At 62.9% G+C, this 23,352-nt stretch carries 19 protein-coding genes and 1 tRNA gene (1 of these 20 only partly in view); 8 read left to right on the top strand and 12 right to left on the bottom strand.

Annotation, left to right across the window (positions count from 1 at the left end; translation table 11 throughout):
- The 3 genes from GJA_RS28785 to GJA_RS26625 all read right to left on the bottom strand — a co-directional run.
- Positions 1 to 209 carry the 5' portion of a chloride channel protein gene (locus GJA_RS28785; protein ID WP_479686743.1) on the bottom strand. Its footprint begins 16 nt before the window's first position, so the window shows 209 of its 225 coding nt (coding positions 1-209); its start codon is at positions 207 to 209; its stop codon lies off the left edge, out of view.
- 475 nt (positions 210 to 684) lie between these two features.
- Positions 685 to 1,734 (bottom strand): nucleotidyl transferase AbiEii/AbiGii toxin family protein, encoded by a 1,050-nt coding sequence (locus GJA_RS09740; RefSeq protein ID WP_038491521.1) that lies wholly within the window; start codon positions 1,732 to 1,734, stop codon positions 685 to 687.
- Positions 1,697 to 2,122 carry a DUF6088 family protein gene (locus GJA_RS26625; protein ID WP_081905314.1) on the bottom strand — a complete coding sequence of 142 codons (426 nt, stop codon included), beginning with the start codon at positions 2,120 to 2,122 and terminating at the stop codon, positions 1,697 to 1,699. The genes GJA_RS09740 and GJA_RS26625 overlap by 38 nt, the downstream gene beginning before the upstream one ends.
- Before the next feature lie 490 nt (positions 2,123 to 2,612).
- Between GJA_RS26625 and fdnG (GJA_RS09735) the strand changes: the two genes are divergently transcribed.
- The 3 genes from fdnG (GJA_RS09735) to GJA_RS09725 are packed head-to-tail and all read left to right on the top strand — an operon-like array spanning position 2,613 to position 7,278.
- The gene (fdnG, locus tag GJA_RS09735) at positions 2,613 to 5,684 is read left to right on the top strand and encodes a formate dehydrogenase-N subunit alpha (protein WP_081905313.1); all 3,072 of its coding nucleotides are present in this window, start codon (positions 2,613 to 2,615) and stop codon (positions 5,682 to 5,684) included.
- 20 nt (positions 5,685 to 5,704) lie between these two features.
- Positions 5,705 to 6,619, top strand: coding sequence for a formate dehydrogenase subunit beta (gene fdxH, locus GJA_RS09730; protein ID WP_038491518.1), 915 nt, complete (start codon positions 5,705 to 5,707; stop codon positions 6,617 to 6,619).
- Complete coding sequence (locus GJA_RS09725; protein WP_038491515.1) at positions 6,616 to 7,278, top strand: formate dehydrogenase subunit gamma; 663 nt, start codon at positions 6,616 to 6,618, stop codon at positions 7,276 to 7,278. Before fdxH (GJA_RS09730) ends, GJA_RS09725 begins: the two co-directional genes overlap by 4 nt.
- Positions 7,279 to 7,351: 73 nt before the next feature.
- Here GJA_RS09725 and GJA_RS09720 read toward each other — a convergent pair.
- The 9 genes from GJA_RS09720 to GJA_RS09675 all read right to left on the bottom strand — a co-directional run bounded on the left by GJA_RS09720 (position 7,352) and on the right by GJA_RS09675 (position 18,449).
- Positions 7,352 to 7,447: transfer RNA gene (locus tag GJA_RS09720), tRNA-Sec, on the bottom strand.
- 31 nt (positions 7,448 to 7,478) lie between these two features.
- Positions 7,479 to 9,419 carry a selenocysteine-specific translation elongation factor gene (gene selB / locus GJA_RS09715; protein WP_038491512.1) on the bottom strand — a complete coding sequence of 647 codons (1,941 nt, stop codon included), beginning with the start codon at positions 9,417 to 9,419 and terminating at the stop codon, positions 7,479 to 7,481.
- Positions 9,416 to 10,843, bottom strand: coding sequence for an L-seryl-tRNA(Sec) selenium transferase (gene selA, locus GJA_RS09710; RefSeq protein ID WP_422567907.1), 1,428 nt, complete (start codon positions 10,841 to 10,843; stop codon positions 9,416 to 9,418). The genes selB and selA overlap by 4 nt, the downstream gene beginning before the upstream one ends.
- The gene (gene fdhE, locus GJA_RS09705; RefSeq protein WP_038491506.1) at positions 10,819 to 11,844 is read right to left on the bottom strand and encodes a formate dehydrogenase accessory protein FdhE; all 1,026 of its coding nucleotides are present in this window, start codon (positions 11,842 to 11,844) and stop codon (positions 10,819 to 10,821) included. The genes selA and fdhE overlap by 25 nt, the downstream gene beginning before the upstream one ends.
- Positions 11,845 to 12,012: 168 nt before the next feature.
- A complete protein-coding gene (locus tag GJA_RS09700) occupies positions 12,013 to 12,666 on the bottom strand; it encodes a formate dehydrogenase subunit gamma (RefSeq protein ID WP_038491503.1) in 654 nt (217 codons plus the stop codon).
- The gene (gene fdxH, locus GJA_RS09695; RefSeq protein ID WP_038491500.1) at positions 12,653 to 13,576 is read right to left on the bottom strand and encodes a formate dehydrogenase subunit beta; all 924 of its coding nucleotides are present in this window, start codon (positions 13,574 to 13,576) and stop codon (positions 12,653 to 12,655) included. The genes GJA_RS09700 and fdxH (GJA_RS09695) overlap by 14 nt, the downstream gene beginning before the upstream one ends.
- A gap of 13 nt (positions 13,577 to 13,589) precedes the next feature.
- Entirely contained in the window at positions 13,590 to 16,661 is a 3,072-nt protein-coding gene (gene fdnG, locus GJA_RS09690) for a formate dehydrogenase-N subunit alpha (RefSeq protein ID WP_082771755.1), read from the bottom strand.
- Positions 16,662 to 16,914: 253 nt separating this feature from the next.
- Positions 16,915 to 17,790, bottom strand: coding sequence for an alpha/beta hydrolase family protein (locus GJA_RS09680; protein WP_051780572.1), 876 nt, complete (start codon positions 17,788 to 17,790; stop codon positions 16,915 to 16,917).
- Positions 17,787 to 18,449, bottom strand: a complete 663-nt coding sequence (locus GJA_RS09675; protein WP_051780570.1) for a TetR/AcrR family transcriptional regulator — start codon at positions 18,447 to 18,449, stop codon at positions 17,787 to 17,789. Before GJA_RS09675 ends, GJA_RS09680 begins: the two co-directional genes overlap by 4 nt.
- Positions 18,450 to 18,607: 158 nt before the next feature.
- Between GJA_RS09675 and GJA_RS09670 the strand changes: the two genes are divergently transcribed.
- The 5 genes from GJA_RS09670 to GJA_RS09650 are packed head-to-tail and all read left to right on the top strand — an operon-like array spanning position 18,608 to position 23,352.
- A complete protein-coding gene (locus tag GJA_RS09670) occupies positions 18,608 to 19,687 on the top strand; it encodes a phosphotransferase (protein ID WP_038491492.1) in 1,080 nt (359 codons plus the stop codon).
- A gap of 13 nt (positions 19,688 to 19,700) precedes the next feature.
- Positions 19,701 to 20,960, top strand: coding sequence for an acyl-CoA dehydrogenase family protein (locus GJA_RS09665; RefSeq protein WP_038491489.1), 1,260 nt, complete (start codon positions 19,701 to 19,703; stop codon positions 20,958 to 20,960).
- A gap of 42 nt (positions 20,961 to 21,002) precedes the next feature.
- A complete protein-coding gene (locus tag GJA_RS09660) occupies positions 21,003 to 21,227 on the top strand; it encodes a response regulator transcription factor (RefSeq protein ID WP_038491486.1) in 225 nt (74 codons plus the stop codon).
- The gene (locus tag GJA_RS09655; RefSeq protein WP_038491482.1) at positions 21,224 to 22,435 is read left to right on the top strand and encodes a response regulator; all 1,212 of its coding nucleotides are present in this window, start codon (positions 21,224 to 21,226) and stop codon (positions 22,433 to 22,435) included. Before GJA_RS09660 ends, GJA_RS09655 begins: the two co-directional genes overlap by 4 nt.
- Positions 22,432 to 23,352 (top strand): diguanylate cyclase domain-containing protein, encoded by a 921-nt coding sequence (locus GJA_RS09650; protein WP_038491479.1) that lies wholly within the window; start codon positions 22,432 to 22,434, stop codon positions 23,350 to 23,352. Before GJA_RS09655 ends, GJA_RS09650 begins: the two co-directional genes overlap by 4 nt.

Genomic DNA, 23,352 nt, shown 5'->3' with positions numbered 1-23,352 from the left:
GAACCGCACAGCGCCGCCAGTTGCACCATCGGTCCCTCGCGTCCGATGGCGCCGCCGCTGGCGACGGTGACGGCCGACGACAAGGCCCGCAGCAGCGACACGCGCGCGCCGAGATCGCCGCTGCCCAGCGCGACCGCCTCCATGTAGTCGCCGCCCTTCTCCCGTTCCGGCTGCCGCCGCGCCCAGGCCAGCAGCAGGCCGGCCAGCACTCCGCCGGCGGCCGGCGCCAGCAGCCGCTGCCACCAGACCAGCCCGCGCGCGATCTGCACCAGGCTGCCGCCGGCGCCATATGCCAGACGTTCGGCCAGCAGGATGGTTTCACGAAAGGCGATGGTGCTGAGCGCGCCGAGAATGCCGATCAGCGCCGCCACGGCGAGCGTGCGCTGCCACGCCAGCGGATGCAGCCGGTCGATCCAGCGCAAGCGCCAGGCTGAATTGCGTTTCAACGGTTCACCTCGCGCCCGCTTGGGCGTAACGGCGCGACCGCCTCAATCAACAGGACATGCATGGCCAGCGAACTCCAGGGATAAATACAAGGATAAGTACAAGGATAAGTACAAGGATAACTGCAAGGATCGCGTAGCAGGGGGCGGCGCAGAAACCAGCCGGTAAGGATACACGAACTGGGGCGGCGGTTGTAGCGTTTGCGGTGGCGCTCCTCAACACCGCGCAAAACTTGGCAAGCTATTTGCAGGCTGCCAGAAAGTCTTGCGCCACGGCTTCAAAAGAAGCGAAAGATTTTTCAAACGCAGGTGGGTCGAGATCGTATACAAGAGGCATGAGATTTTGCGTGTAGCGCTCTTTCAACTCGCCGTTTTCCTTAGCCGCAATCAAAGTCCGCTTGAGAACGGACACTGGTTCTACATCAAACTCAGGATTTTGGCCTTTGAATTCGTCGCGGTCGTTCATGACGAGTTGTGGAAAAATACGCTTTGCGGCAGCCAAAGAAGCGCCTGATTGCTCTGCAATCCGAGCGACATCGTAGACATGCCGAACCAGTGCGGCGTCGATGTCTCCCTGTTTCTGGTGCCCGTCCCACTTGTACGCACAACGCCGTAATAAGGACAAAACTTTTTCCGCGGTCGTCTCTGCCACTGAAATACAATCGATTGACAACGTAGTGCTGGGTACAATGCCGGCCAACGACTCATAGAGATAGCCAAATTCTCGTTTTTCCAGTGGCAGGAGCGGGTGACGTTGAATCAGCTCAAGCTTGAGTTCAGGCCTGAGACTGGGGAGCTGTTCATATGCCGACTTATAGCCGGCGCCAACAACATAGTATCGGTGCGCATCGTTAATATGCGGATTGTTACCGCCATCAAGGTAACCGAGCAACGGAAATCCTAGTGCCTTCATCAACGAGGGAAGAGCTTCGTGCAGGGCGACCAGGCGTGCGCGGTCGCCTCTTCCCTTTTTCAGGGGTTGGGGCGGAGCAGAAAGCAGAACCTTTATGTCGATGTCTTCCGACATTCTATTGATGAGTCCGTATGCTTTGGACAGGCATGTACCGCCAGCAAACACCAACTGTATGCCGGCATCGTGGCGAGTCTGCTCTCCCCGGCGCGTATCGAGGTCGCTGAAATGGCCGTGCGAAATCTTGAGCTCACTCAATCCTTTGAGAAGCTCGGTAATGTGGATGTCTTTTTCAGCGGTCTGTACCGGAAGGCGTCGAAGGAGGCCTTCCGCCGCGAGATCTTCAAGCTCTCGCTGTTGCTTGTCCGTAATCGTTCTCATAGACTATCGAGCGGCCTCCCACCGCAATTTTCCTGCGGATGCGCCGACCACCCGTATTAGCAACGAATGCTCCTGGAAGTTGAGTTGTCTTGCCGGTATTGTATGCATCCGCGGCTTTACTGGACCGCACCGTTACGCCCAATTTTATCAAGGTCTCGGTTGCAAGCGTCTCAAGACTGCCTGCAGGGATAATTGCTCCTGTAACCGAGCTCTTACGTGTCTTGGCGTAGACACCTGTTCCGATACGAACCAGCACACCTTTGGATTGCAAGGCTTTGAGTGCCTGCGTGACTTGCGAAGCGCTCCCCAAATGGGCTATTTCCGCCCGCAAAATGACATTGCCGGTTCGCTGTTTCACGGATCGAAGCAAACGCTCTTCAAGTTTCATCACTTTGCTCCTTCAAGGTTACACGTCAAGGCTATAGCAACCTCGCCTCCACTGTCAATACTTTTCCTTTAGTAACAATGACTTAGGCATTCAAATATTGCCGGTTTTTTTGCCAGGGAAGAAGGACATTAAAACTATTGCACGATCTGGCCAAACCGTCACTCGGCAACGGCTACCCGACCAATTCAATATCAATTAATCAACATCAATGGTATCTATAAGTGTCGATGCATATATTATTAAGCAATCACGCCATCAGGTCTGTTCACGCAGAAACCAGCACCTGATTACTTCTGCTACTACCAAGTAAATCATTCTTTGGTGTAAACCACCGCCGTTCACAAGGGATTGTCCGCCTATTTTCTGTGGCCCTCCCTCTATAGTTGCAAGGCCTTTATCGCAAAAAAGCAACCTTTCCGAACTGTAACCATCTATTGCCCTGAAAAATAGTACCATCAAGCAATTTATCCCCACTGCGATAGAGGTCACTATGATGCAGATGTCACGCCGCCAATTCCTGGGGGTTACTGGCGCGACCATCGCCGGCTCCAGCCTCGCGATGCTCGGCTTCATGCCGGCGACAGCCTTGGCCGAAGTCCGGCAATACAAGCTGAGCCGCGCCACGGAAACACGCAATACCTGTCCTTACTGTTCAGTCGGCTGCGGCTTGCTGATGTACGGCCTCGGCGACCATGCAAAAAACGCCATCCCCAGCATCATCCACATCGAGGGCGACCCGGATCATCCGGTCAACCGCGGCACGCTGTGCCCGAAAGGCGCCAGCCTGATCGATTTCATCCACAGTCCGAACCGCCTGCTGGTGCCGGAATACCGCGCGCCCGGCGCCAGCGACTGGCAGAAAATGTCCTGGCCGGACGCGCTGGACCGCATCGCCCGGCTGATGAAAGCCGATCGCGATGCGCACTTCGTCCAGAAAACGGCGGACGGCAAGACCGTCAACCGATGGCTTTCCACCGGCATGCTGGCCGCTTCGGCCGCCAGCAATGAAGCCGGTTACCTGACCCACAAGGTGGCGCGCAGCATGGGCATGCTGGCCTTCGACAACCAGGCCCGGGTCTGCCACGCGCCGACGGTGGCCGCGCTGATGCCGTCGTTCGGCCGCGGCGCGATGACCAACCACTGGGTCGACATCAAGAACGCCGACGTGATCCTGTCGATGGGCGGCAACGCGGCCGAGGCCCATCCCTGCGGCTTCAAGTGGGTGGTCGAGGCCAAGGCGCACAACAAGGCCAGGCTGATCGTGGTCGACCCGCGCTTTACCCGCACCGCCTCGGTGGCCGACTACTATGTCGCCACCCGCACCGGCACCGACATCGTGTTCCTCGGCGCGGTCATCAACCACTTGCTGACCACCGACCAGATCAACCACGACTACGTGCACGCCAATACCGACATGTCGTTCATCGTGCGCGAGGACTTCGGCTTCGAGGACGGCCTGTATTCGGGCTACGACAAGGAGAAAGGCCGCTATACCGACAAGATCAGCTGGGACTACGAAATCGGCGCCGACGGCTACGCCAAGGTCGACCCCACGCTGCAGCACCCGCGCTGCGTGTACCAGCTGATGAAAAAACACTATGCGCGCTATACACTGGAGATGGTGGAACGCACTTGCGGCGTGCCGCGCGAAAAATTCCTGAAAGTGGCCGACACGCTGGCCACCACGGCCAAGCCGGGCCGCGCCGGCACCATCCTGTTCGCGCTCGGCTGGACCCACCATTCCAACGGCGCCCAGACCATCCGCACCGCCTGCATGGTGCAGCTGCTGCTGGGTAACATCGGCATTTCCGGCGGCGGCATGAACGCACTGCGCGGCCACTCGAACATCCAGGGCCTGACCGACCTGGGCCTGCTGTCGAGCGCCCTGCCGGGCTACCTGACGCTGCCCAGCGAGGCCGAGCAGGACTATGAAAAGTACGTCGAGACGCGGGCGCTGAAACCGCTGCGTCCGAACCAGCTCAGCTACTGGAGCAATTACCGCAAATTCCACGTCAGCTTCATGAAAAGCTGGTGGGGCGACGCCGCCACGGCCGACAACCACTGGGCCTACGACTACCTGCCCAAGCTGGACAAGCTGTACGACATGGTGCAAACCATCGAACTGATGCACAACGGCGAGATGAACGGCTACATCGTGCAGGGCTTTAACATCCTGGGCTCGGCGCCGGACAAGCACAAGACCAGCGAGGCGCTGGCCAAGCTCAAATTCCTGGTGGTGATGGACCCGCTGGCGGTGGAAACGGCCGAATTCTGGAAGCCGCACGGCGAATTCAACGTGGTCGATCCGGGCAAGATCATGACCGAGGTATTCCGCCTGCCGACCACCTGCTTCGCCGAAGAGAGCGGCTCGCTGGTCAGCTCGTCGCGCGTGCTGCAATGGCACTGGCAGGGCGTGGAACCGCCGGGCCAGGCGCGCAGCGACATCGACATCATGAGCGCGCTGCACCTGCGCATGAAGACCTTGTACCGGACCGAGGGCGGGGTCTATCCGGATCCGATCGTCAACCTGGCCTGGAACTATGCGCGCCCGGCGTCGCCCACGCCGGAAGAGCTGGCGATGGAGTTCAACGGCCGCGTGCTGGCCAGCGTGCCCGATCCCAAGGACCCTACCAAGCTGCTGCTGAAGAAAGGGGAACAATTGTCGGGCTTCGCCCAGCTGCGCGACGACGGCAGCACCGCCAGCGGCTGCTGGATTTTCTCCGGCTGCTGGACCCAGGCCGGCAACCAGATGGCGCGGCGCGACAACAGCGACCCTAGCGGCAGCGGCAATACGCTGAACTGGGCCTGGGCCTGGCCGGCCAACCGCCGCATCCTGTACAACCGCGCCTCCTGCGACGCGCACGGCAAGCCGCTCGACCCGAGCCGTCCCGTGATCAGCTGGAACGGCAGCAGCTGGGGCGGCATGGATACGCCCGACTTCAAGGCCGACGAACCGCCGGAAAACGGCATGGGCGCCTTCATCATGCTGGCCGAGGGCGTGGCGCGCTTCTTCGCGCGCGGCGCCTATAACGAGGGACCGTTCCCGGAGCACTACGAACCGTTTGAAACGCCGCTGGGCTACAACCCGATGCATCCGAAGAATCCGCTCGCCACCAGCAACCCGGCGGCGCGCGTGTTCCCCGGCGACCGCGCCCGCCTCGGCACCGCGGCCGAGTACCCGCATGTGGCTACCACTTACCGGCTCACCGAGCACTTCGGCTTCTGGACCAAGCATGCGCGGCTCAACGCCATCGTCCAGCCGGAACAGTTTGTCGAGATCGGCGAAGAACTGGGCAAGGAAATCGGCGTGGCGCACGGCGAGCGGGTCAAGGTCAGCTCGAAGCGCGGCCAGATCGTCGCCAAGGCGGTGGTCACCAAGCGCATCAAGGCGCTGCAGGTCGACGGCAAACGCGTGCACACGGTCGGCCTGCCGACCCACTGGGGCTTCACCGGCCTGACCAAGCCGGGATATCTGGTCAACACCCTGTCGCCGGTAACGGCCGACGCCAACACCCAGACGCCGGAGTACAAGTCGTTCCTGGTCAAAGTGGAAAAGGCCTGACGGCCCGAGGAGAATAAAAAATGTCATTACAATCACTTGATATCAAGCGCCTGTCGGCGACGACGGTGCAGCCGCCGATGGCGCGCACGCCGGTGACCGGCACGGTCGCCAAACTGATCGATGTATCGAAATGCATCGGCTGCAAGGCGTGCCAGACCGCCTGCATGGAATGGAACGACTTGCGCGACGAGGTCGGCGAAAACGTCGGCGTGTACGACAACCCGACCGACCTGACGCCGCAATCGTGGACGGTGATGCGGTTTTCCGAAGTGGAAAGCAACGACGGCAACCTGGAATGGCTGATCCGCAAGGACGGCTGCATGCACTGCGAAGATCCGGGCTGCCTGAAAGCCTGTCCTTCGCCGGGCGCCATCGTGCAGTACACCAACGGCATCGTCGATTTTCACCAGGAAAACTGCATCGGCTGCGGCTACTGCGTGGCCGGCTGTCCGTTCGACGTGCCGCGCATCTCGAAAAAGGACAACCGCGCCTACAAGTGCACGCTGTGCTCGGACCGCGTGGCGGTCGGCCAGGAACCGGCGTGCGTCAAGACTTGCCCGACCGGCGCCATCACCTTCGGCACCAAGGAAGACATGCAGGAGCACGCGGCCGAGCGCATCGAAGACTTGAAGTCGCGCGGTTTCGAGAATGCCGGCCTGTACGATCCGGCCGGTGTCGGCGGCACCCATGTGATGTACGTGCTGCACCACGCCGACAAGCCGACGCTGTACCACGGCTTGCGCAAGAACCCGAAGATCAGCCCGATGGTCGGCGTCTGGAAAGGCTTGAGCAAGCCGCTGGCGCTGGCCGGCATCGCCGCCACGGCGCTGGCGGGCTGGTTCCATTACTCGCGCGTGGGACCGAATGAAGTCAGCAAGGCGGAGGAAGCCGAAGCGCTGGCCGAGGCCGAACAGATCAGGGAGGAACAATCATGAGCACATCCAGCCACGACAAGGACGGCAACCCGCTGATCCAGCGCTACACGCCGAATGAGCGCAGCAATCACTGGGTCACCGCCATCTGCTTCATCCTGCTGGCGGTCTCCGGCCTGGCCATGTTCCACCCGGCGACCGCCTGGCTGGCGATGTTCCTCGGCGGCGGCCAGTGGACGCGCATCCTGCATCCCTTCATCGGACTGGTGATGTTCGTCTCGTTCGCCCTGCTGGCGCTGCGCTTCTGGCATCACAACCACATCGACAAGGCCGACGTGCAGTGGCTGAAGCAGATCGGCGACGTGCTCAACAACCGCGAAGACAAGCTGCCGAAGATCGGCATGTACAACGCCGGCCAGAAGCTGCTGTTCTTTGCGCTGATCGGCTGCATGAGCGGCCTGCTGTTGTCGGGCATCGTGATCTGGCGCGCCTACTTCGCGTTCTATTTCCCGATCGACGTGGTGCGCTTCGCCCTGCTGCTGCATGCCTTCTGCGCGTTCGTGCTGATTTGTGCCATCGTGGTGCACATCTACGCCGCGTTCTGGGTCAAGGGTTCGATCGGCGCGATGGTGCGCGGCACGGTCACCTACGGATGGGCGCGCAAGCACCATCCGCGCTGGTTTGAACAAGTGGTCAGGAAGTCGCGCCAGCACGACAAGTAAATAGGCCGGTGTAAACAAAGCCCCCTGCGCGATGATGGCGCCAGGGGGCTTTGTTTTTCATAACAGGAGAATTTGGCGGAAAACAGTAGGAGTCGAACCTACGGGAGAACGGCTGACGCCCTCCACCGGGTTTGAAGCCCGGCCACATCACCGGATGAGTATGCTTTCCAATGCGGACAACAGTGAACGCGCCGCCGGCTTCAGGCGGCGCGATAAGACCACGCGGCATGCGGGCGCAATAAATGCCCGTTGCCGACACGGCGAGTATAACCGACCCGGTCGAAAAATTCCAAAACCTGTATCGCCCGCTTGCGCCCCAATCCGCAGGCGTCGCGGAACGCGGCCGCGCCCACCGCACCGGCGCCGGGCTGCGCTCCGGCTTGCTCGGCGCCGGCGGCCAGGCTGGCGACCAGTTGCGCCAGCCTGGCCAGCGCGGCCGGATGGTAAAACAGGTCGGGCACGATTTGACTGACCTGGCCGGCCTTGGCCAATTTGCGCAGCAAGCGCCGGGTTTCGCCCTCTTCCAGCGCAAACTGGCGGCCCAGGTCGCGCACCCACGGCGGATCGAAAGCGCCCTGCTCCAGCGCGGCCAGCAAGCGGCCGGCGACGGCTTGCTCTTCCGGCCGCAGCTCGACGCTGTGACTCGGCAAATGCAGGCTGGCGCCGCGCTGGCGCAAGTCGCCGCGCTCCAGCAGGTCGGCCACCAAGGCGCTCCACAGCGCGTCTTCCATATCGCTGTCGACAATGCGTTTCAAGCGCCACAATTCCGGCCCCGCTTCATCCGGCGCGCGCTGGTGAAAGCCGTCCAGCGCCTGCACGATGCGCTGGCCAAGAACCTCGAACGATGCTGGCGACAGCAGCAGCGTATCGTCGCCGCGCAAGCCGATCTTGCGGGTGTCCGGCGGCAGCGCGATGTGCTCGGCCGGCAGTTGCGACAGGCGCAGGAGCAGCGACAGGCGCAGGCCCGACGGGCTGAGCGCCAGCAGCGCCGCATAGTCATCGTGCGCGATAAACGCGGCCAATGCATCCAGCCACGCATGGCGCGCCGGACTGCGCCGCTTGCGGGCCGGGCCGAACGGGTCCAGCACCAGCCCGCCGCCGACCGTCAGCGTCGCTTGCGGATTGCGCACCACGAAACGGTCGCCCGGCACCGCGTGCAGCGGCGTGTCGAATACCAGTTGCACGCGGCCGCGCTGGCCCGGCGCCAGTTGTTCACCGTCCAGCATCACCACCCGCGCCACCTGGTGCGCCGCGCCCAGGTGCACATGCAGCGGCGACCAGGGTTTCAACGTCAGGCCGCAATCGGGCAGCAGCGTCAGTTCGGCGTCGATCCGTTCGGAACACGCGGCCAGCGCCGGCGCGACCATCCAGTTGCCGCGTTCGATATCTTCGCGGGCGATGCCGCCCAGGTTCAGCGCCAGGCGCTGGCCGGCCAGACCGCTGTCGGCGGCGCGGTTTTGCGCGTGGATGCTGCGCACCCGCGACGTTTGTCCGCCCGGCGCCAGTTGCAGCGTATCGCCGACCTTGACCCGCCCGGCCAGCGCGGTGCCGGTGACGATGGTGCCCTGCCCCGGCAGCGTAAACACGCGGTCGACGCCGAGCCGGAACAAACGCCGCTCGTCGCGCCGCGGCAAGTCGCGCGCCTGCCGCGACAAATGGGCCAGCAAGGCGGCCACGCCGGGATCGCCGTCGCGCGTGGCGGCGACGCCAAATACCGGCGCGCCGGCCAGCGCGGTATCGGCCAGCAGGGCCCGGATGTCGAGTTCGACCTGGGCCGCCCGCTCGCCGTCGACGCGGTCGATCTTGGTCAGCGCCACCGCGCCGCGAACCACGCCCAGCAGGCGCAGGATGGCCAGGTGTTCGCGGGTTTGCGGCATCACGCCGTCGTCGGCCGCCACCACCAGCAAGGCGAAGTCGATGCCGGTGACGCCGGCGGCCATGGTGCGGATGAATTTTTCATGGCCCGGCACGTCGATCACGCCCAGCACCGTGCCATCGGCCAGCGGCAGATAGGCATAGCCCAGTTCGATGGAAATGCCGCGCGCCTGTTCTTCCTTCAGGCGGTCGGTGTGGACGCCGGTCAAGGCGCGCGTCAGCGTGGTCTTGCCATGGTCGATATGGCCTGCGGTGCCAACGATCATGTAATCAGTTGCTCCAGTTGCTCCATGAACACAGGCTGGTGTCCCGCTTCCAGGCAGCGCAAGTCCAGCCACAGCGCATCCTGGTGGATGCGGCCGATCACCGGATGCGGCAAGCCGCGCAGCCGCTGTTCCAGCAAGCCCAGCGCATTGCTGATACGGACGCCCGGCGCGCAACGCAGCGCCAGCCCGTAGCTCGGCAATTGATCGACCGGCAAGGCGCCGCTGCCGATCTGGCTTGTCATCGGCTCGGCCGTCACCCGATAGTTCTCGCCAACGACTCGCTGCAACAGCGGCAGGATTTCCAGCGCCTGGCGCTGCATGACGCCGGCGGGCCGGGTCAGCAGCCGCAAGGTGGTCAGGCGGTCGGCCAGCAAGTCGGGCGCGCGGTACAGTTGCAGCACCGGTTCCAGCGCCGCCAGCGTCAGCTTGCCGACCCTTAATGCGCGTTTTAACGGATTGCGCTTGATCCTGGCGATCAGGTCGGTCCGGCCGACGATGACGCCGCATTGCGGGCCGCCCAGCAGCTTGTCGCCGCTGAAGGTGACCAGGTCGGCGCCGGCCTCGATGGTTTCGCGCACCGTGGTTTCGTGCGGCAAGCCGTACTGGGCCAGGTCGACCAGCGTGCCGCTGCCCAGGTCGACGGCGGTCGGGATGCCGTGCTGGCGCGCCAGCGGCACCAACTGGTCCAGCTCGACGCTCTTGGTGAAACCGGTGATCGCATAATTACTGCAATGGACCTTCATCATCAGCGCGGTGTCGGGACCGGCCGCGTTGGCGTAATCGGCCAGGTGGGTGCGGTTGGTGCTGCCCACTTCGCGCAGCAGCGCGCCGGCGCGGGTCATGATGTCGGGGATGCGGAAGGCGCCGCCGATTTCGACCAGCTCGCCGCGCGAGACGATCACTTCGCGGCCCGGCGCCAGCGTCGACAACAGCAGCAGCACGGCGGCGGCGTTATTGTTGACCACGGTGGCCGCTTCGGCGCCGGTCAGGTCGCGCAGCAATTGCTCGACCAGGTCGTCGCGGTCGCCGCGCTTGCCGGTGTCGAGGTCGAATTCCAGGTTCATCGGCCACTGCAGCGCTTCGACCACCGCCTGCACCGCGCTGTCGGGCAGCAGCGCGCGTCCCAGATTCGTGTGCAGCACGGTGCCGCTCAGGTTGAATACCGGGCGCAGTTGCGAGCGGACTTGCCGCGCCAGGCGCCGCCCCAGTTCCGCGCTTAACTCATCGATCGCGGCGCCAGCCACGGTGGCGCCGCCCAGCATGGCACCGCGCAGTTCCGCCAATAACGCGCGCGCCGCGGCCAGCGTCTGGCTGCGGCCGTACTGGGCAATCAGCGGCTGGCAGGCCGCATCGCCGAGGATGCGGTCGATCGACGGCAGGCGCACGGTTTGCGTAGCGCTCATGCGCCGTCCGTTCCCAGCCACAGCAAGGGATTGCCGCTGGCGCGCTGGTAACCGGCTTCGCCGACCAGCAAGTCGAGCATCAGGCTGGCCAGGTCGTCGGCCACCGCTTCGACATGCAAGTCGTGCTCCTGGTTGAATACCTTGCGGTAGGTATGACAGTCTTCGCAGGTTTCGGCGCGGGCCACCTTTTTCGGGTCGTTGGCCTTGTTGCCGGACTTGCTCCTGACTTCCTCGGACGGGTCGAACGGCGCCGCGTCGGCCGCATCCAGGCCCTGGTAGGCGATATGGGCATTTTGTTCGCAGGTCGAGCATTTGACCCGCACCATATGCCATTCGCTTTCGCAGATGCCGCAATGCAGGTAGCGGTAGCCTTGCGACTGGCCGCCGATGCGGATCACGCTGGCCACCGGGTGCGAACCGCATACCGGGCACAGCGTGCCGGTGTCGAGTTCCGGCACGCGATTGGCGCGCAAGCCGCTGGCGCGCACCGACCACAGGATTTGCAGCGCGGCGGCGATGAATGGCGCTTGCAGCGGATTGACTTGTCCGGCGTCCTGCGCGACGACCGCGTCGGCCGCCGCTTCCAGCGCCCTGTCGTCCTGCGCGCGCAAATCGGCCAGCACGGCCGCCAGCGGCGGCTGAGCGGCGGCGGCGCTTTCGAGCCGGTCGAGGATCTGGCGCAGGATGTCGCGCCATACCGGCGCGCGTTCGTCGCTGACCGGCAGCACCGGCATGCGGTGCCTGGCCGCGCGCGACAGCGCTTCGGCGTCGGCCGGGGGTATCGCATCAGGAGTCAGGGACGCCACCACCCCGGCTTGCGCCTCGGCCAATTGCGCCATCAGCAGCAGATAACCTTGCAGGCTGGCTTCGACCGGGATGCCGGCCACTTCGCCTTGCGCCAGCTGGCGCAGCCGTTGGGCGCGCGCGCTGAACAGGCTGCCGGGCTGCGGCAGCAGCAGGCGCGGAATCGCGTTGTGGTCCAGTCCTTCAATTTCGCCTGGCTGAAGAATTCGTTGTACCAATGGAGTTTTCCCATCACAAAAAGTCAAGCGTCGTCAGCCAACCCGCTGGATTGGACTGTATTTCAACGCATTTTAATCGATAAAGAGCATGCGGGCCGGAGCAGTATCGCATCCGGCCCGCATCTGAAAGCAACTATTAGACGGCCTTAAGACAACTTTAAGGCAAGCTTATTTGCGCGCCTCTTCCTCGAACCAGCGCGGGTGATGCTTGCGGGCCCAGCCGTAAGTGACGGTGCCGCGCACCATCGCACCGATCGAGCCCTTGATCCACAGCGCGGCATAGATATGCACGATGATGGAGACAATCAGCACGAAGGCGCAGAAGGCGTGCAGCAAGGCCGCCGCGCGCACCACGTCGATCGGGAAATAGAAAGCGAAATACGCGCGCCAGATGACGATGCCCGACAAAAACAGTCCGGCCATGCAAAACAGCAACGTAAAGAACAGCAGCTTCTGGCCGGCGTTGTAACGGCCGATCTTCGGCAGCTTTTCTTCACGGTTGTTGAGCACGTCGCCGATCTGTTTCAGCCACTGGGTGTCGCCCTCTTCGAACTTGTTGTGGTGCCAGAAGCGCACGACCAGCAAGGCGAACGAGACGAACATCACCAGCCCGGCGAACGGGTGCAGGATGCGGGTCCACTGGCCGCCGCCGAACAGCAGCGCCAGCCACGCCATCGATGGATGGAACATGGCCAGCCCGGACAAGGCCAGCAGCACGAAGGCGATCGCGGTCACCCAGTGGTTGCTGCGCTCGTTCGGGTTGTAGCGCTCGATGAGGGGATTGCCATCCTTGTCGCGCAGCTTGTCGTTACCGTGCTTCATGTTGATCCTCCTTGATGCGCCGCGCCTCTTCCAACGCTTCGCGCTCCTCATCCCTGCTCACTTCGTTCGGCCCGATGCGGGTATAGTGGAACAGCCCGGCCAGCGCCGCCACCGCCATGCCGGCCACCGCCAGCGGTTTGGCGGCGCCCTTCCACAAGCCGACCAGCGGACTGATCTTGGGGTTCTTGCGCAGGCCGTGGTACAGCGTCGGCTTGTCGGCGTGGTGCAGCACATACATCACATGCGTGCCGCCGACGCCGGCCGGATCGTACAGGCCGGCATTCTCGAACCCGCGCGACTTCAAGTCTTCGATGCGCTCGGCCGCGTGCTCCTGCATGTCTTCCTTGGTGCCGAACACAATCGCGCCGGTCGGGCAAGTCTTGACGCACGCCGGTTCCTGGCCGACCGCCACGCGGTCCGAGCACAAGGTGCACTTGTAGGCGCGGTCGTCCTTTTTCGAGATGCGCGGCACGTCGAACGGACACCCGGCCACGCAGTAGCCGCAGCCGATGCAGTTTTCCTGATGGAAATCCACGATGCCGTTGGTGTATTGCACGATGGCGCCCGGCGCCGGACAGGCTTTCAGGCAGCCCGGGTCTTCGCAGTGCATGCAGCCGTCCTTGCGGATCAGCCACTCCAGGTTGCCGTCGTTGCTTTCCACTTCAGAAAACCGCATCACGGTCCACGATTGCGGCGTCAGGTCGGTCGGGTTGTCGTAGGTGCCGTGGTTCTCGCCCACTTCATCGCGCAAGTCGTTCCATTCCATACAGGCGGTCTGGCACGCCTTGCAGCCGATGCATTTCGACACATCGATCAGCTTGGCGACCGTGCCGGTCACCGGGGTGCGCGCTTGCGGCGGCTGCACCGTGGTGGCCGACAAACGCCGGATATCCAATGATTGCATAGACATTATTGTGCTCCCATCATGCTTTTTCCACCTTCACCAGGAAGGACTTGAATTCCGGCGTCTGCGAGTTCGCATCGCCGACGCCAGGCGTCAGCGTGTTGATCAGATAACCGGGCTTGGCCACGCCGGTGAAGCCCCAGTGCAACGGCAAACCGACCGTGTGCACCGGCTTGCCGTCGATGATCAGCGTCTTGATGCGCTTGGTGACCACGGCCTTGGCGATGATGTGGCCGCGCCTGGAACTGACGCGGACATCGCCGCCGGCCACCACGCCGATACTCTTGGCCAGCTCTTCGCCGATTTCGACGAATTGCTGCGGCTGGATGATGGAATTCAAACGGGCATGCTTGGTCCAGAAATGGAAATGCTCGGTCAGCCGGTAGCTGGTCGCCACATGCGGATATTCCTCATGGGTGCCAAACAAGGCCCGGTCGTCGGCGAACACGCGGGCGGCCGGATTACTGGTCGCGCGCGGATTCTTCGGATGCATCGGGTTGTAGCCGAGCGGATTTTCGAACGGCTCGTAATGCTCGGGGAACGGTCCCTCCGCCATTGCGCCGCGCGCAAAGAAGCGCGCCACGCCCTCGCCCAGCATGATGAACGGGCCCATGCCGTTTTCAGGCGGTTCGTCGGCCTTGAAGTCGGGGATGTCGGCGCCGCCCCAGCTGCTGCCATTCCAGCTGATCAGCTTGCGGGTCGGGTCGAACGGCTTGCCCTTGACATCGCACGAAGCGCGGTTGTACAGCACCCGGCGGTTGGCCGGCCAGGCCCAGGCCCAGCCCAGCGTCTGGCCGATGCCGGTCGGATCGCTATTGTCGCGGCGTCCCATCTGATTGCCGGCCTGGGTCCACGAACCGGCGAAAATCCAGCAGCCGCTGGCGGTGCTGCCGTCGTCGCGCAACTGGGCGAACGACGACAATTGCTCGCCTTTCTTGACCAGCAGCTTGGTCGCGTCTTTCGGATCGTACAGGTCGGCCAGCGCGCGGCCATTGAACTCCTTGGCCAGCTCTTCCGGCGTCGGACTTTCCGGATGCGCATAATTCCACGTCAGGTTGACGATAGGATCGGGGAACTTGCCGCCTTCGGTCTGGTACATCTTGCGGATGCGCAAGAACAAGCCGGACATGATGTCCAGGTCGCTGCGCGCCTGGGCCGGCGGTTCGGCCGCCTGCCAGTGCCATTGCAGCACGCGCGACGAACTGACCAGCGAACCGCGTTCCTCGGCGAAACAGCTGGTCGGCAAGCGGAACACCTCGGTCATGATCTTGCTCGGATCGACTTCATGGAATTCGCCATGCGGTTTCCAGAATTCGCTGGTTTCCACCGCCAACGGGTCCATCACCACCAGGTATTTCAGCTTGGACAGCCCTTCGGTGACCTTTTTCTTGTTCGGCGCCGACGCCAGCACGTTGAAGCCCTGGCAGATATAGCCGGTCATCTTGCCTTGATGCATCAACTCGATGGCTTGCATCAAATCGTACAGCTTGTCGAGCTTCGGCAAATAATCGTAGGCGTAGTTATTTTCGGCGGTGGCCGCGTCGCCCCACCACGTCTTCATGAAGCTGACGTGGAACTTGCGGTAATTGCTCCAGTAGCTGAGCTGGTTCGGCCGCAATGGCTTGGTGGCGCGCGCGCCGATAAAGGTTTCGTACTCTTGCTCGGCTTCCAGCGGCAGCGTCATATAACCCGGCAAGGCGTTGGTCAGCAGGCCCAGGTCGGTCAAGCCCTGGATATTGGAGTGGCCGCGCAAGGCGTTCATGCCGCCGCCGGCGATGCCTATATTGCCCAGCAACAGTTGCACCATCGCGCCGGTGCGCAGGGTTTGCGCGCCGGTCGAGTGATGGGTCCAGCCCAGTGCGTACAGGATGGTGCCGGCGCGTCCCGGCACGGCGGTCGAGGCGAGCGCCTCGGCAACCTTGTGGAACTTGTCCGGCGCGACGCCGCAAGTACGCTGCACCATCTCGGGCGTGTAGCGCGAATAGTGCTTCTTCATCAACTGGAACACGCAGCGCGGATGTTGCAAGGTCGGATCGACCTTGGCATAACCATCGTCGCCCATTTCGTAATCCCAGCTGCTCTTGCTGGTGTATTTGCCCGCTTCCTTGTCGTAGCCGGAATACAGGCCATCCTCGAAGCCGAAGTCTTCGCGCACGATGAACGGCATGTCCGTGTAATTGCGGACGTACTCATGCTGGATCTTGTCGTTCGTCAGCAGGTAATTGATGATCGCGCCGAGGAAAACGATGTCCGTGCCGGTTCGCGTGGCGCAATAATAATCGGCCACCGATGCGGTACGGGTAAAGCGCGGATCGACCACGATCAGCTTGGCCTTGTTATGCGCCTTTGCTTCCGTGACCCATTTGAATCCGCAAGGATGTGCTTCCGCTGCATTGCCGCCCATGACCAGGATCACATCGGCATTCTTGATATCGACCCAATGATTCGTCATCGCGCCACGGCCAAACGTCGGGGCAAGACCTGCCACCGTCGGTCCGTGTCATACACGCGCCTGATTATCGAAGGTCAACATGCCCATGCTGCGCACGGCCTTGTGCGTCAAATAACCGACTTCATTGCTGGCGGCCGACGCGGCCAGCATGCCGGTGGTCAGCCATCGGTTGACGGTCTTGCCTTCGGCGGTTTTCTCGACCAGGTTGGCGTCGCGGTCCTCTTTCATCAGGCGCGCGATGCGGTCGAGCGCCTTGTCCCACGAGATCGGCTGCCATTCCGTGCCGCCCGGCGCGCGGTATTCCGGCGCCTTCAAACGGTTCGGGCTATGGATGAAGTCGATCAGGCTGGCGCCCTTCGGACACAAGGTGCCGCGATTGACCGGATGGTCGGCGTCGCCTTCGATGTGGATGATGCTGGACACGGCATTTTTCGCGCCGTCGCCCAGACCATACAACAGGATGCCGCAACCGACTGAGCAGTAAGGGCAGGTATTGCGCGTCTCGGTGGTACGCGCCAGTTTGTATTGGCGTACTTCAGCCAGGGCCGTACTCGGCGCAAAGCCGAGCAAGGCCAGGCTGGAGCCGGCAATTGTCGCGCCAGTTACCCGAAGGAACTGGCGCCGGGACATCTGAACCATATGTCGCCTCTATTATGTAGGGAAAGAAAAATAATGGCTACTTTTGCCATGTTTTATACCTTGCAAGATATACACACGCAATTTATTCCATGTCCCGACATTTTACGCCTCAAAGCGGCAAGAGAAAAATTTAGTATCAAAAATTAAGATAAATTGCAATAAAGTAATGCCAAATATTGCAACGGCCGCGTCTGCCGCGGCTCTGCTGCCGTCCCGCGGCGCGGCGCTATCAAGCCCGTAGCAAGCCACTGGCTCAGGCCGCCAGATCGGCCTGCGGACAACGCTGGGCCAGCCAGTCGGCCACCAGCGGCCACAGGATTTTTTCCTGTTCCTGCTTGAAAAACCCGAAATGGCCGATGCGCGGCAGATCGAATTGCGCCGGGCTGAGCGGCCGGTAATCGACCTCGGTCCCGGTGTAGGCGTCGTGCAGCATGCGCGATCCGGCTTCCGCCAGTAACTCGTCGTCGCTGAAAAACAGGCTCAGCACCGGATAGCTGGCGCGCGCATACGCGGCCCGCGCACCCGGCTCGCCGTCCAGCATGTAATCATGGGCCAGGCACCAGCGGCGCCACTGCAACATGACGCCGCGCGGCAAATCGCCGACCACGCCGATGCGCTTGCCCGGGAAATACCCGAACAACGGACACAACACCGGCGCCAGCACATGCCACAGCAGTTGCGCGGAACGCCGCATAGCGGGCTGGTTGTGGCGCACGGCGCCGCTGCCGACGGAAATGTTGATCAGGCCGGCGACCTGCCGTATCGCCGGCAGGAACGGCGCGGTTTGCCCGCCCAGGCTGTGTCCCAGCAAAAACAGCGGCACCTCTTCCACTTGCCGGCTGGCATGCAGGACCATCGCATTCAAGTCTTGTTCGACCCAGGTCAAAAGATCGGCCTGGCAATGACGCAGCGAACCCGAGCGCGATGCGCCGATGCCACGGTAATCGAAGGTCCAGACCCGGTAGCCGAGGCTGGCCAGGTGGCCGGCAAACAAGGTATAGAACACCTGCGGCACCGCGATCGCCGGTCCGATCACCACTTCCGCCCGCACCTGCTGTTGCGGCTGGTAGCGATACGCGCGCAAGACCTGGCCATCGGCGGTATCGAGGGTAAAAGATGTGCGTGTCATGGCATGGATTCCTGTGGGGCGCTGGCCGAACCCGGCCGGGATGGATCGACGGCCAGGCTGCGCCAGGCGGCGCCGCTCAGTTCGTCGATCACGCTGAGTGGATCGAACTCGATGCGGCCGCCGAGCCAGTGGCGCGCCAGATCTTGCGCCGGCCCCAGCAGCAACGGCGAATACAGCTCGGCTGGCAGGCGGCGCAATATTCCCTGCCGGAACCAGGGTTTGAACAATTCGAACAAGGCCTTGAAATGAGCGGCCGTGCGTTGCCGGATCGCTTGTTCATGGTCCGCGCTGATCGCCTGGCGCCGTGCAAACAGGAAACGCGCCAGGTCCGGCTGGCCGACGATCCACACCAGATGGGTTTCCAGCAAGGCGTGGATGGCCCGCTCGGCATTCGGCGCCGCTTGCAGACTGACCTGCAAGCGGCCCCAATAATCGTCGAGGCCATGCATGAACAGCGCCGCCGCGATGCCTTCCTTGGTGCCGAAGTGGTGATAAATGCTGCCGACCGAAGCCTGGCTGCGCTGGCGGATATCGTCGACGGTGGCCGCGACCACGCCCTTCTCCGTAAAGACGGCCAGCGCGGCGGCCAGGATGACCGACTTGCGGTCCACGGCGGCAATGACCGCGCCCGGTTCCTTGAAAGTGTCAGATGTGTGCATGACTAGAATAATCTTCTAGAATATAATTCTAGTCAAGCACGGCAATGCACTGTCGGCATGCAGTGTGGCATTATTGACAAATAAATAGTACGATCGTACTTTTCATCAGTTAGAATCAGCCATATCACGAACATGGGCACAGGCCCGGGGGAGACAGGATGTACCAAGAGTTCATGGGCACCAAGCCGGTGTCGGAGCGGCAGAAATTCGATGTCGCGGCGCTGGCGGCCTATCTGGAAGCCAATGTCGATGGTTATCCCGGCGGCATTCCCGCCGTCGAGCAATTCAAGGGCGGGCAATCGAACCCGACCTTCAAGTTGACGGTGCCGGGCCAGCATGGCCCGCAGCATTATGTGTTGCGCACCAAGCCCGGTCCGGCCGCCAAATTATTGCCGTCGGCGCATGCGATCGAGCGCGAATTCCGCGTCATGGACGCCTTGCACCAGGCGGGTTTCCCGGCCGCGCGCCAATACGCCCTGTGCCTGGATGAAGCGGTGATCGGACGCGCCTTTTACATCATGGAATTCATCGACGGCCGGGTCTTGTGGGACCAGTCGCTGCCCGGCATGACGCCAGACGAACGGGGCGCCATCTACGCCGAATTGAACCGCGTCATCGCATTGCTGCACAGCACCGATTACACGGCCATCGACCTGGCCGATTACGGCAAGCCCGGCAATTATTTCCAGCGCCAGATCGAGCGCTGGAGCAAGCAATACCTGGCCTCGGTGACCGAAGACATCGCTCCGATGAACCAGTTGATGGCATGGCTGCCACATCATATTCCGCCGGGCGACGACACCAGCATCGTGCATGGCGACTTCCGCCTCGACAACATCATTTTCCACCCGACCGAGCCGCGCATCCTGGCGGTGCTGGACTGGGAATTGTCGACGCTGGGCCATCCGTTCGCCGATTTTTCGTATCACTGCATGAGCTGGCATATCGCGCCGGGCCAGTTCCGCGGCATCGCCGGCCTCGACCTGGAATCGCTGGGGATTCCTTCGCAGCAAGAATACATCGCCCAATACGCGGCCCGCACCGGCAAGACGATACGCCTGGAGGATTTCAATTTTTACCTGGCCTTCAATATGTTCCGGCTGGCCAGCATCATGCAAGGCATCATGAAACGCTACGTCGACGGCACCGCCGCCAGCGCGCAGGCGCTGGAATCGGGAAAAATGGCGCGGCCGATGGCCGAACTGGGCTGGGCATACGCCAGCGGCAAACCAATCTGATCAGGGGACACGCATGAATTTCGACTATTCCGACCGTTGCAAAGAGTTGCAAGGCAAGTTGCTGGCCTTTATGGACCAGCATATCTACCCGAATGAAAAAGTATTCAAGCAGCAAGTCGATGCCAACGGCGCCGAACGCGGCAACCGCTGGCTGCCGACCCGCATCATCGAACAACTGAAGCCGCTGGCGCGCGAACAGGGTTTGTGGAATCTGTTCCTGCCCCGCTCCGCCCGCGCGCCGCAAGGCTTGTCGAACCTCGATTACGCGCCGCTGTGCGAAATCATGGGCCGCGTCGTCTGGGCGCCGGAAGTGTTCAATTGCGCCGCGCCGGATACCGGCAATATGGAAACCCTCGAGCGCTACGGTTCCGAGCAGCATAAACAGCAGTGGCTGGAAGCGCTGCTGCGCGGCGAGATCCGCTCGGCGTTCGCGATGACCGAACCGGGTGTGGCGTCGTCGGACGCGACCAATATCGCCACCCGCATCGACCGCGATGGCGACGATTACGTCATCAATGGCCATAAATGGTGGATCTCCGGCGCCGGCGATCCGCGCTGCAAGATTTTCATCACGATGGGCAAGACCGATATCGACGCGCCACGGCATGCCCAGCAATCGATGATACTGGTGCCGGCCGACACCCCCGGCATCACCATCGTGCGGCCGCTGCCGGTATTCGGCTACGACGACGCGCCGCACGGCCATTGCGAAATCCTGTTCGAGAATGTGCGCGTGCCGGCCAGCAACTTGCTGCTCGGCGAAGGACGCGGTTTTGAAATCGCCCAGGGCCGGCTGGGACCGGGCCGCATCCACCATTGCATGCGCGCCATCGGCGTCGCCGAGCGGGCGCTGGAATTGATGTGCCTGCGCCTGAACCAGCGCGTGGCGTTCGGCAAGAAGATTTCCGAACAGGGCGTGTGGCGCGAACGCATCGCCGAGGCCCGCATCCAGATCGACACGGCGCGCCTGCTGACGCTGAAAACCGCCGCGCTGATGGATACCGTCGGCAACAAACACGCACAGGCGGAAATCGCGATGATCAAGGTGCTGGCGCCGAACGTGGCCCAGCAAGTGCTGGACTGGGCCATCCAGGCGCATGGCGCGGCCGGCGTGTCGGACGATTTCCCGCTGGCGGCGCAATGGGCCGGCAACCGCACGCTGCGCCTGGCCGATGGCCCGGACGAAGTGCACCGCAACGCGATCGCCAAGCTGGAACTGGCGAAACATACCAAGTTGCAAGAAGATTTGAGCTTGCCGGTAACGCGTGGCTGACGGCTTGAACGCCGGACTTGCCGGATTAGGCGCTGCGCGCTGATGCGAGCTACGCAAGGCGCCAACGACCCAGCGACCCAATACACCGTGCGCTCCCGGCTGCAAGCGATTGGCCAGATATTCGGCTGGCACATCGCTTGCAGCCGGGGCGCCGACAGCGGCGACACCGGAGCCGATTTACTGCGACAATTAAAGATAGACCAGCAGCATCCCGATGTATGGCTGCTGGACAGCGCGATGCCCGGCATGGACGGCATTTCCATGTGAAGCAGGCACGCGACTACGCCCTGGTGCTGCCGCCGGTGACCATGCCGGTGGCCGACCATGCCAGTGAAAACCTGGAGCACATCGCCGACAGTCTCGATATCGCTGCCATTTTGAGCAAACCGACCACTCCGCAGCGCCTGCCGGCCGCCGTCACGGCGGTGCACACCGGCAGCGCGCCGCCTGCCCTGCCCGTCTCGACGCCGCTCTCGGGATTGCTCACCGGCATGCGCCTATTACTGGTGGAAGACAATCAAATCAACCAGGACGTGGCATCCTGCATCTTGCTGCATGCGGGTGCGCGGGTGACGGTGGCGGCCGATGGGCGCATCGCGCTCGACTTGCTGCGCGCTGCGCCGGAGCAGTTCGACGCGGTGCTGATGGATGTGCACATGCCGGTGATGAACGGTTATGAAGCGACCCGCGCCATCCGCGCGATGGGCTTGAGCGACTTGCCGATCATCGCGATGACCGCCAACGTGATGGATGAAGACCGCAGCCGCGCCATCAGCAGCGGCATGAACGCCTGCGTCGCCAAGCCGATCGAGGTCGACGACCTGATCGGCACGCTGCGCCGGCTGGCCTGGCCGGCAACGAAGCAGCCGCTGCAGAATCCTTCTGGCATTCCGCGCAACATGCCCGGCATCGACCTGAAAGCGGCGCTGCACCGCTTCGACGGCGATTACGGCGTCTTCATCGGCCTGTTAAAGCGGTTTGAAAATTCGCAGGGCGACACGGTGGCGCAGACGCGCGGCTTGCTGGCCGGCGGCAAGCGCCACTCTGCGGCACAATTGCTGCACCGCATGTGCGGCGTCGCGGCCAACCTGGGCGCCAGCCAGATCGCCAGCCTCGGCGCGCAAGCGGAACGCGCCGTCAAGCAAGGCCGCGATCGCGACCTGGCGCCGTTGCTGCAGCGGCTGGATGAAGCGATGAGCCTGGTGATCGCCACGGTGCGGACCTTGCCGCTGGCGCCGCCGGCAAGCACCAGTACCAGTACCAGCGGCGACTTGCCGCAAGCGCTGGCACAATTGCTGCTCCAGATCCGCGACAACAACCTGACAGCGCTGGCGTCGTTCCAGTCGCTGCGTCCGGCGCTGGAACGGCGCGACCGCGCAACCGCGCTGGCGATGGCCGATGCGATTGAAACGCTGAATTTCAGCGACGCTGAAAAACTGTTACTCGGCTTGCTAAAAAGAAAGGACAGCGTATGAGCTGGACTTCGCTGGCCATGAATGGGCGTATCCTGGTCGTCGACGACGCGATGGAGAATGTTCAAATCCTGCACCAGTTGCTGCACGAAGAGCATGACGTGCTGTTTGCGCTGAGCGGAGAAAAGGCGCTGGAAATCGCCGACCAGCAGTCGCCCGACCTGATCTTGCTGGACGCCATGATGCCCGGCATGGATGGCTACGCGGTCTGCACCGCGCTGCGCGCATCGAGTACGCTGTGCGGCATCCCGGTGATTTTCGTCACCGCGCTGAGCCAGCCGGAAGATGAAACCCGGGCGCTGGAAGCGGGCGCGGTCGACTTCATCAGCAAGCCGTTCAACGCCGCCGTGGTGCGCGCGCGGGTGCGCAGCCAGCTGACCATCAAGCGGCAAGCCGATGCGATGCGCGAATTGTCGCTGACCGACCCGCTGACCGGCGTCGCCAACCGGCGCAGCTTCAACGACACCATCGACAGCGAATGGCGCCGCTGCGCCCGCGACGGCGCGCCGATGGCGCTGATCATGGCCGATATCGACCACTTCAAGGATTACAACGACACCTACGGCCACCAGGCCGGCGACCTGTGTTTGCAACAGGTGAGCGCGGCGATGAAACGCTGCGCGGTGCGGCCGCCCGACCTGCTGGCCCGTTACGGCGGCGAGGAATTCATCATTTTATTGCCGCAAGAAACACGCGAAGGCGCGGCAGTGGTGGCGCAGCGCATCCTCGACGAGGTGCGGCAATTGCAAATCGTCCACGCCAGATCGCCGGTCGGCCCGCATGTGACGGTCAGCCTCGGCATGGCCAGCATCATGCCGGCCGAAGCCGCCGATTCCAGCGTGCTGATACGGATCGCCGATGCGCTGTTGTACCGCGCCAAGCACACTGGACGCAATCGCTGCTGCGCCTCGGATGACTGA

The sequence above is a fragment of the Janthinobacterium agaricidamnosum NBRC 102515 = DSM 9628 genome (assembly GCF_000723165.1).
GTDB classification, from domain to species: domain Bacteria; phylum Pseudomonadota; class Gammaproteobacteria; order Burkholderiales; family Burkholderiaceae_D; genus Janthinobacterium; species Janthinobacterium agaricidamnosum.
This window is presented reverse-complemented; position numbering and strand designations above follow the sequence as displayed.

What these genes read in the sequence shown, in the direction of transcription:
- fdxH (WP_038491500.1), bottom strand. Translation starts at nt 13,576, where the DNA reads ATGTCTATGCAATCATTGGATATCCGGCGTTTGTCGGCCACCACGGTG.
- GJA_RS09670 (WP_038491492.1), top strand. Translation starts at nt 18,608, where the DNA reads ATGTACCAAGAGTTCATGGGCACCAAGCCGGTGTCGGAGCGGCAGAAA.
- fdnG (WP_081905313.1), top strand. Translation starts at nt 2,613, where the DNA reads ATGATGCAGATGTCACGCCGCCAATTCCTGGGGGTTACTGGCGCGACC.
- GJA_RS09740 (WP_038491521.1), bottom strand. Translation starts at nt 1,734, where the DNA reads ATGAGAACGATTACGGACAAGCAACAGCGAGAGCTTGAAGATCTCGCG.
- GJA_RS26625 (WP_081905314.1), bottom strand. Translation starts at nt 2,122, where the DNA reads ATGAAACTTGAAGAGCGTTTGCTTCGATCCGTGAAACAGCGAACCGGC.
- selB (WP_038491512.1), bottom strand. Translation starts at nt 9,419, where the DNA reads ATGATCGTTGGCACCGCAGGCCATATCGACCATGGCAAGACCACGCTG.
- GJA_RS09660 (WP_038491486.1), top strand. Translation starts at nt 21,003, where the DNA reads ATGCGAGCTACGCAAGGCGCCAACGACCCAGCGACCCAATACACCGTG.
- GJA_RS09650 (WP_038491479.1), top strand. Translation starts at nt 22,432, where the DNA reads ATGAGCTGGACTTCGCTGGCCATGAATGGGCGTATCCTGGTCGTCGAC.
- fdxH (WP_038491518.1), top strand. Translation starts at nt 5,705, where the DNA reads ATGTCATTACAATCACTTGATATCAAGCGCCTGTCGGCGACGACGGTG.
- GJA_RS09675 (WP_051780570.1), bottom strand. Translation starts at nt 18,449, where the DNA reads ATGCACACATCTGACACTTTCAAGGAACCGGGCGCGGTCATTGCCGCC.
- GJA_RS09700 (WP_038491503.1), bottom strand. Translation starts at nt 12,666, where the DNA reads ATGAAGCACGGTAACGACAAGCTGCGCGACAAGGATGGCAATCCCCTC.
- GJA_RS09725 (WP_038491515.1), top strand. Translation starts at nt 6,616, where the DNA reads ATGAGCACATCCAGCCACGACAAGGACGGCAACCCGCTGATCCAGCGC.
- GJA_RS09665 (WP_038491489.1), top strand. Translation starts at nt 19,701, where the DNA reads ATGAATTTCGACTATTCCGACCGTTGCAAAGAGTTGCAAGGCAAGTTG.
- GJA_RS09680 (WP_051780572.1), bottom strand. Translation starts at nt 17,790, where the DNA reads ATGACACGCACATCTTTTACCCTCGATACCGCCGATGGCCAGGTCTTG.